This is a genomic window from Streptomyces sp. NRRL F-6492, assembly GCF_001280125.1.
Classification (GTDB): domain Bacteria; phylum Actinomycetota; class Actinomycetes; order Streptomycetales; family Streptomycetaceae; genus Streptomyces.
This window is the reverse complement of the sequence record NZ_LGEG01000272.1, coordinates 20,632-29,014: the sequence shown is the minus strand read 5'-3', so window position 1 is coordinate 29,014 and position 8,383 is coordinate 20,632. Positions and strand designations below refer to the sequence as shown.

Here is an 8,383-nt window from a genome sequence, read left to right as displayed (position 1 = left end):
GGCCCGGCCCCCCTCCGCCCCGCCCCCGACCGGGCGCGCGCCGGGCCCTCAGCGCCCACCGCCCGCGCACCGGGCGCCCCGCCACGCGTACAGGGCCGTGCCCGCGGCGAAGACGGCCGCCGCCGCCGTCCACGCCCCGCCCTGCGGGCCCGGCCGGGTCACCCAGGCCCACCAGTCCGCCGCGCCGCCCGTCCCGACCGGGGCAGCCAGGGGGACCGCACCCGTGTAGAGGGCGGGCGGGAGCCAGCTCAGGCGGGCGCCGACGAGGGCGGCGGACGCCGCCGCCGCGCCCACCAGGCCGAGGGTGTTGCGGACGGCCGCCGGCGCGCCGAACTCCGCCGGGTGGCCGGGCACGGCGAGGGCGAGGAGGAGCGCGGCGAGCGCGGCCGGGACGAGGAGGTGGGCGAGCCGGCGCGGCCACCACGCGCGGACCGCCGTCCGGTCCAGCTCGTCGCTCGGCGTGCGCAGACAGGTGCCGATGGCGGCCGCCGCGAGCAGCGGGCCGAGGACGACGACCGGGAGCCGGTCCGAGGGACCGGAACCGGGGAGCGTTTCCAGCCACCGGGCCGCCCAGGCGGCGGCCGCCGCCGTACCGGCGAGGGCGGCGAACGCGCCGGGCAGGGCGCGGGAACGGGCGTAGAGACGGAGGGGGGAGAGGGGCTTCACGGGACCGGCACCCCGTCCGGGTCGCAGGGGTCGGCCGCCAGGTAGCGGGTCAGGTAAGCCCGTTGCGCGGCGGGGGACTTGGCGCGGAGCCGGTCGATGTACGGCTGCGCGTCGGCGGTGTCGGTGCCGTAGTCCCCGGGGGTCGGCGCCAGCCACTCGGTGACGGCGAGATGGACGGTGCTCGCCCGCTCGGCGGTCGGGCCCGTGAAGGTGCCCGTCTCGCAGGTGGCCGAGAACAGCCAGTTCACCGCCGAGTTCCGGTACAGATCGGGGCGGGTGAGCCGACTGCGGGCCGAGTCCTCCCAGGGGTCGGGCAGTTCGACGTCGCCGGGGCGCGTCGCTCCGTACGGTCCGGTCACCCAGCGGACGGGGGCGCCGGGCAGTCCCGTGAGACGCGCGTTCAGCGGGGCGAGGGCCGCCGACACCTGCGGCAGCAGCTTCGCGTCCAGGGCCGTCAGGCACACCTGCGGGGTGCCGTCGTCGCAGACCGGCCGGGCCAGGGCCGGGTCCGGGCGCCACGGCCCCTCGCCCGGCGGCAGGCGCAGGATCAGGGACGCGGCGGCGACCGCGACGGCCAGCGGGACCAGGGCGAGCGTCCGCGGCCGGGCCGGGCGCAGGCCGTGCGCGAGGAGCGCGGCGAGCGCGAGCCCTGCGGTCCACGCCATGGACACCGGGGCGTACCACCACACCGGCCGGTCCCAGTAGGACACGTGCTCGCCGGCCGGGCCGAGCCAGCGCGTGGAGTTCTCCGCGTACGCGGAGAGGAGAAGCCCCACGTACCCGACGATCCCCAGGAGCGGGGCGGCGAGCCGCCACCGGACCAGACGGCCGACGACGTGGCCGAGCGCGCCGGAGGCGGCGAGGGCGACCGCGTCGGCGGCGAGCAGTTCGAGGAAGGGGCGGCCCGTGGAGACGTACGGCCAGGTCGTGAGCAGGCAGACGGCGTCGGCGAGGAGCAGCGCGGCGGCGGGCCAGAGGGCGGACGGGGCGACCGCGACGAGCAGCCGGCGCAGGAGAGGGCGGGGGACGGACTCCCACAGCTCGGCCGTGCCGCGCCGCCGGTCCCGGCCGCCCTGCCGGCAGCCCGCCGCGAGCGCGAGGGGCACGCAGAACACGCCGGTGGTGATGTGCAGCAGGTTCGTGGTGTCGGCCCACCGGCCCTGCCAGCCCCCCTTGCCGTACATCGCCACCAGCATGACGGCCAGGACGGCGGCGCCGGTCCAGGGCCCGAGTCCGCGCCGCAGCTCGGTCCGGAGCGGGGGGACGGGCCGGGGCCCTCCCGTACGGGACGGGGTGAGGAGGGCGGTCACAGGAGGGCCTTTCCCGTACGGGGGCGGGACCCGGAGGAACGGGGAGAACGCGGGCGGGTTCCGGACGGCCGGACACGGGAGGCGGTCGTCACCGGAGGGCCCCCGCCCCGGCGCCCGTGCGGGAGCGGTGGGCGCGCAGCGCGGCCGTGTAGCCGCGTTCCACCGCGCTCGTCGTGGGGTCGGCGGCCCCGTCCGGGGTCCCGCCGAGCGCCGTGAGCTCCGCCGTCGTGCCCCGGAAGGCGAGCCGGCCCGCCTCGATCAGGGCGACCTCGGAGCAGGCCGCCGCCACGTCCTCGACCAGGTGCGTCGAGACCACCACCGTCGCCTCCGCGCCGAGCTCCCGCAGCAGGGCGCGGAAGTCGACCCGCTGCTCCGGGTCGAGACCGGCGGTCGGCTCGTCGAGCAGCAGCAGCCCGGGGTCGTTCACGATGGCCTGCGCGATGCCCGCGCGCCGGACCATCCCGCCCGACAGGGTCCTCATCCGGGCGTCGATCCGGTCGGCGAGCCCGACCCGCCGCACGGCCCGCTCCACGGCGGCCGGGGCCCGGTCGGCCGGCAGCTCCTTGAGCCAGGCCACGTACCCGACGAACTCCCGGACCGTGAAGGCCGGGTAGAAGCCGAACTCCTGCGGAAGGTAGCCGAGCCGGCGCCGGATCACGGTGCGCTCGCGGTGGTGCGTGGCGTCGCCGCCGAGGAGCTCCACCCGGCCGGAGGCGGGGGCGGCGACGGTCGCGAGGACCCGTATGAGCGAGGTCTTCCCGGCCCCGTTGGGACCGAGCAGGCCGTGCACGCCGGGACCGAGGGACAGGTCGAGCGCGTCGAGCGCGAGGGTGCGGCGGTGCCGGACGGTCAGTCCGGACACCGCGACGGCGGTCGGTGGGTTCACCGGGACTCCAGGTGGTCGAAGGAACGGCGGCGCAGGGCGAGGAGGGCCGCGCAGGCCAGCGCGGCGGCGGCCCAGGCCCCCTGCGCGGCGGGGCCGGTGACGTACGGGGCGACGCCGGCGGCGTCCGGGGCCCCGGACAGGGGGCGCGCGACGGCGAGCAGCCATCCGCCGCCGAGCGTCGCGGCCGCCGCCCGGCAGCCCGCGAACGAGCCGAGGGCGAGCGCGGCCAGGGTCAGGGCGAGGCCCGGAAGGAGCCAGGCGGCGGCCCCCGGCGACCCGGCCGCCGCCGGCAGCAGGGCCCCGCACGCGGTCAGCAGCGGGACGCACACGGCGAGCACGGCGGCCGTGCGGGTGAGCAGCAGCCGCAGCCCGCCGGACGGGGTCGCGGCGGTGATCTCGTGCAGCGGGTCGGCGTGCCGTCCGTAGGAGACGGCGACCCCGGCGAGCGGCAGGACGGGGGAGACGGCCAGCAGCCAGCTCCGCGCGCCCTGGACCCCGGCCCCGTGGGCGAGCCCGAACGCCCCGCCGACGACGAGGGCCACGGCCGCCAGCCAGGGGCCGCGCAGCGCGGGCCCGGCGGACCACCAGAGCCGCGCCCACCGCCCGAGGGGGCCGGGGACGGGCTCCTCCGGGGCGATGGCGGTCAGGAGCTCCGCCCGTACGGAGGCGAGGACCGGGCCCGCGGCCCCGGCCCGGACCGCCGCCGAGACGCGGGAGGCGCAGGCCGCGCAGGACTCGACGTGCTTCTCCAGGGACCAGGCGTCGGTCTCGGGGGCGGTGCCCGCCGCGTACCGGGCGGCCAGGGCCCCGGTGACGTGCCAGGAGGGCGTCGTGCGGCGGCTCATGCGGTGCCTCCCAGGGGGTGCGGGCCCCCGGCGCGCCCGGCCGCGAGGGCGGCGCGCAGCTCGCGGCGGGCGCGCAGGGCGCGGGTCTTGACGGTGCCCTCGGGGATGCCGAGCAGCCGGGCGGTCTCCCGGGTCGTGAGGCCGTCGACGACGGTGGCGCGCAGGACCTCGGCGAGCTCGGGCGAGATCCGGTCGAGGGCGGCGCCGACCTCCCCGTACTCCAGGCCCGCGAGCACCCGGTCCTCGGCGGACGGCGCGGGGGCGGCGGGCTCCGGCGGCGCGGCCGAGGCCCGTTCGGCGCGGGCCCCGGCCCGCTGCGCGTCCACCAGGCGCCGGACGGCGATCACCCAGAGCCAGCCCCCGGCCTCGCCCCGCCCCCGGTGTCCGGCGGCCGAGCGCCAGACCGTGACGAAGGTGTCCTGGAGGACCTCCCGCACGGTCTCCTCGTCCGGGCAGCGCCGGGCGAGCCGGGCGTGCAGCCAGCCGGCGTGCCGGTCGTAGAGCACGGCGAGCGCCTCGGCGTCCCCCCGGGCGACCGCGCGCAGCAGCGCGGCGTCGTCCTCGTCGCCCCCGGAGGGGCCTCCCCCCACGGGGCGCGACAGTCTCACGCCCTCTCTATCGCGGGCGGACCCCGGTTCGGTTCACGGCCCCGGGAAACCGCGGGCCGGGGCGGCCTCAGGGGCTCGTGGGCGGCCCGCCCTCCGGGAGGGCGTCGAAGACGCGCCGGAGCGCGGGCGGCCGGTCGCCGTCGTCCGCGACGACCACGCGGTGGCGGTGGGTCACCTCGTACTGGAAGCCGTCGGCGATCGGGCGTCCGGTCGGCCGCGCCGGGACGAGGGCGAACGCGGGGTCCTCCAGGGCCGCGCGCAGGGCGGCGGCCTCGGCGGCGGTCTGCCGGCCGGTCCGGGGCGGCTTGTCGCCGGAGCGGATCGTCCACTCCCCGTTCCGGTGGACGACGAGCCGGTTCCGGACACCGGCGAAGCCGCCGGTGACGACCACCTGGACGAGCACCTCACCGGGCCGGGGGTCCTGCCGGGGAGCCTCCGGCGCGGTCGGGGAGCCGGGGGTGCCCGGGGTCGTGGTGGTGCCGGGGGTGCCCGGCCCGGTCGGGGTGCTCGGCCCGGTCGGAGTGCCCGGCCCGGTCGGGGAACCGGGCGTGCCCGGGGTGTCCGTTCCGGCCGGGGTGCCGGGGGCGCCGGGTGCCGGCGGGGATCCGGCGCCGTTCCCGGAACCGGAGCCCGACCCGCAGCCGGTCGCGCCGCCCGCCAGGACCGCCGCGAGCAGCAGGGCCCCGTACCGCCTTCCCCATGCGCCTCTCCTCATGGGAGGAGCATGCCCGGCGGAGCGCCCCGGCGCAGCCGGACGGCGAGGTTCCGCCACCCGGAGGGCTCAGGCCTCCCCCCGTACGACGCCGGTCAGCGGCCCCCGGTACTCCCAGCCCAGCGCGCCGTAGAGCTGTCGGCCGTCCGTGGTCGCGGAGAGCACCCCGGTCGCGGCGCCCGCCTGGGCGGCGGCGGCCTCCAGGGTGAGCATGACGTTCGAGCCGAGGCCCCGGCGCCGGTGCGCCGCGTCCGTCTCGATCTGGTCGGCGACGGCGGTGGCGCCGGTCGGGGCGATCCGCCCCCGGGCGGCGGGGGTGCCGTCCGGGGCGAGGATCCGGACGTGGACGACGCCGTCCCGGGTCTCGACGGTCCGGGCGTACCCCTCGGGCGGCGGGGGCCGGACGCCGGGGTCCAGCGCCTTGACCATCATGAAGCCGGGGTCGTCGGGGATCGTCCACCCCTCGGTGATCCACGGCGCCACCTCCTCGGCGTCCGCCATCACCTTGAGCCGGCTGTACGGCTCGGTGAGCCGCTCGCAGAGCGCGCCGACGGTGGCCGCGTCGGGGGCGGGCAGCACGTGCCGCAGGACGTGCCGGGGGAGGCCCACGTCGATCCGGTACCCCCAGGGCCGGTCGACGGCGGCCGGGGTGCCCCGGGAGACGGTCCAGCCCTCCACCCAGGCCGCTGTAATGGCTCGCATATCCATGGGGGTATTACAGCGGTCGTTCGGGGGTATGTGTGGCGGTGATCGCTCAGAGCGAACGGGCGTCCGGGAACATCGGCAGGCTCACAAGCATTGAGTCCATACAGCTCAACTTGACTGCCGAAAGGGAGATCATGGCTTCCGAGTCCATGGCGTCCGCGCCGCTCACCCTGCCTGTGCTGCCGCTCGACGACGAGGTCGTGCTGCCCGGAATGGTGGTGCCGCTGGACCTGTCCGACAACGACGTGCGGGCCGCCGTCGAGGCCGCCCAGGCCGCCGCGCGGCCCGGCGGGGGAAAGCCGCGGGTGCTGCTGGTGCCCCGGGTCGACGGGACCTACGCCGCCACCGGCGTCCTCGGGACCGTCGAGCAGGTGGGACGCCTGTCCGACGGCGACCCGGGCGCGCTCGTGCGCGGACGCGACCGCGTCCGCATCGGCGCCGGTACGACCGGCCCCGGCGCCGCCCTGTGGGTCGAGGGCACCGCCGTCGAGGAGATCCTGCCCGACCCGCTGCCCGGCTCCGTGACCGAGCTGGTCAAGGAGTACAAGGCGCTGGCCACCACCTGGCTCAAGAAGCGCGGCGCCTGGCAGGTCGTCGACCGCGTCCAGCAGATCGACGGCGTCGGCGCCCTCGCCGACAACTCCGGCTACTCGCCCTTCCTGACCGTCGCCCAGCGCATCGAGCTCCTGGAGACCGCCGACCCGGTCGCCCGCCTGCGCCTGGCCACCGCCCAGCTCCGCGAGCACCTCGCCGAGCAGGACGTCGCCGAGACCATCGCCAAGGACGTCCAGGAGGGCGTCGACAAGCAGCAGCGCGAGTTCCTGCTCCGCCGCCAGCTCGAAGCCGTCCGCAAGGAGCTCCGCGACCTCAACGGCGAGGCGGAGGGCGACGAGTCCGACGACTACCGCGCCCGCGTGGAGGCCGCCGACCTGCCCGAGAAGGTGCGGGAGGCCGCCCTCAAGGAGGTCGAGAAGCTGGAGCGGTCCAGCGACCAGTCCCCCGAGGGCTCCTGGATCCGCACCTGGCTCGACACGATCCTCGAACTGCCCTGGAACGAGCGGACCGAGGACCGGTACGACATCCGGGGCGCCCGCGCCGTGCTCGACGCCGAGCACGCGGGCCTGGACGACGTGAAGGAGCGGATCACCGAGTACCTGGCGGTGCGCAAGCGGCGCGCCGACCGCGGGCTCGGCGTGGTCGGCGGCCGCCGCGGCGGGGCCGTCCTCGCCCTCGTCGGCCCGCCCGGCGTCGGCAAGACCTCCCTCGGCGAGTCCGTCGCCCACGCGATGGGCCGCGAGTTCGTCCGGGTCGCCCTCGGCGGCGTCCGGGACGAGGCGGAGGTCCGCGGCCACCGCCGCACCTACGTCGGCGCCCTGCCCGGCCGGATCGTCCGCGCGATCAAGGAGGCCGGGTCCATGAACCCGGTGGTCCTGCTCGACGAGATCGACAAGGTCGGCTCCGACTTCCGCGGCGACCCCGCGGCGGCGCTCCTCGAAGTCCTCGACCCGGCGCAGAACCACACCTTCCGCGACCACTACCTGGAGGTCGAGCTCGACCTCTCCGACGTGGTCTTCCTGGCCACGGCGAACGTCCTGGAGTCCATCCCGGAGGCCCTCCTCGACCGCATGGAACTGGTGCGGCTCGACGGCTACACCGAGGACGAGAAGGTCGTCATCGCCCGCGACCACCTGCTGCCCCGGCAGCTGGAGCGGGCGGGCCTGGAGTCCGGCGAGGTCGTCCTGGAGGAGGCGTCGCTGCGGAAGCTGGCCGGCGAGTACACCCGCGAGGCGGGCGTCCGCACCCTGGAGCGGGCGCTCTCCCGGCTGCTGCGGAAGATCGCGGCCCAGCACGAACTGGGCGACCGCGAGCTGCCGTTCACGGTCCGCCCGGAGGACCTGCGGGAGCTCATCGGGCGCCCGCACCACGTGCCCGAGTCGGCGCAGGACCCGGCCGAGCGCCGAACGGCCGTGCCCGGCGTCGCCACCGGGCTCGCGGTGACCGGCGCGGGCGGTGACGTCCTCTTCGTGGAGGCCTCCCTGGCCGACCCGGAGACCGGCGCCGCGGGGCTCACCCTCACCGGACAGCTGGGCGACGTGATGAAGGAGTCGGCGCGGATCGCGCTCTCCTTCCTCCGCTCGCACGGCGCGGAGCTGGAGCTGCCCGTCACCGGCCTCAAGGACCGGGGCGTGCACATCCACTTCCCGGCGGGCGCCGTCCCCAAGGACGGGCCGAGCGCGGGCGTCACCATGACGACCGCCCTCGCCTCCCTGCTGAGCGGCCGGCTCGTCCGCACGGACGTGGCCATGACCGGCGAGGTCTCCCTCACCGGCCGGGTCCTGCCGATCGGCGGCGTGAAGCAGAAGCTGCTCGCCGCGCACCGGGCGGGCATCACCACGGTCGTGATCCCCAAGCGGAACGAGGCCGACCTGGACGACGTCCCGGCCGAGATCCTGGAGAAGCTGGAGGTCCACCCCGTGACGGACGTCCGGCAGGTCCTGGAGATCGCCCTCGCCCCGGCGGAGGTGCCGGTGGGCGTGGCCGCGTAACCCCTGGTCGGGAGCGGGGTGTTCCCTCGGGGGGCACCCCGCTCCGGCATGCCCGGACGCCGGCCCGGGGGCGGGTCCGCGATGTCAGTCCCGGCTGTCATGATC

At 77.5% G+C, this 8,383-nt stretch carries 8 protein-coding genes; 1 reads left to right on the top strand and 7 read right to left on the bottom strand.

Annotated features, from left to right (window positions below):
* Positions 1-48: 48 nt before the first annotated feature.
* The 7 genes from ADL08_RS32550 to ADL08_RS32520 all read right to left on the bottom strand — a co-directional run bounded on the left by ADL08_RS32550 (position 49) and on the right by ADL08_RS32520 (position 5,729).
* Entirely contained in the window at positions 49-666 is a 618-nt protein-coding gene (locus ADL08_RS32550) for a hypothetical protein (protein ID WP_053649444.1), read from the bottom strand.
* Entirely contained in the window at positions 663-1,976 is a 1,314-nt protein-coding gene (locus ADL08_RS32545) for a hypothetical protein (protein WP_053649442.1), read from the bottom strand. Before ADL08_RS32545 ends, ADL08_RS32550 begins: the two co-directional genes overlap by 4 nt.
* A gap of 88 nt (positions 1,977-2,064) precedes the next feature.
* On the bottom strand, positions 2,065-2,862 hold the full coding sequence (locus ADL08_RS32540; RefSeq protein WP_199837140.1) for an ATP-binding cassette domain-containing protein: 798 nt from the start codon (positions 2,860-2,862) through the stop codon (positions 2,065-2,067).
* The gene (locus ADL08_RS32535; RefSeq protein ID WP_053649439.1) at positions 2,859-3,707 is read right to left on the bottom strand and encodes a hypothetical protein; all 849 of its coding nucleotides are present in this window, start codon (positions 3,705-3,707) and stop codon (positions 2,859-2,861) included. Before ADL08_RS32535 ends, ADL08_RS32540 begins: the two co-directional genes overlap by 4 nt.
* Entirely contained in the window at positions 3,704-4,315 is a 612-nt protein-coding gene (locus ADL08_RS32530) for an RNA polymerase sigma factor (protein WP_078968058.1), read from the bottom strand. Before ADL08_RS32530 ends, ADL08_RS32535 begins: the two co-directional genes overlap by 4 nt.
* Before the next feature lie 67 nt (positions 4,316-4,382).
* Positions 4,383-5,030: a hypothetical protein gene (locus ADL08_RS32525; RefSeq protein WP_053649435.1), complete on the bottom strand. Its 648-nt coding sequence runs from the start codon at positions 5,028-5,030 to the stop codon at positions 4,383-4,385.
* Between the two features lie 66 nt (positions 5,031-5,096).
* Positions 5,097-5,729: a GNAT family N-acetyltransferase gene (locus ADL08_RS32520; RefSeq protein ID WP_234352347.1), complete on the bottom strand. Its 633-nt coding sequence runs from the start codon at positions 5,727-5,729 to the stop codon at positions 5,097-5,099.
* Between the two features lie 137 nt (positions 5,730-5,866).
* Between ADL08_RS32520 and lon the strand changes: the two genes are divergently transcribed.
* Positions 5,867-8,278 (top strand): endopeptidase La, encoded by a 2,412-nt coding sequence (lon, locus tag ADL08_RS32515; protein ID WP_053649432.1) that lies wholly within the window; start codon positions 5,867-5,869, stop codon positions 8,276-8,278.
* The last annotated feature ends 105 nt before the right edge of the window (positions 8,279-8,383 follow it).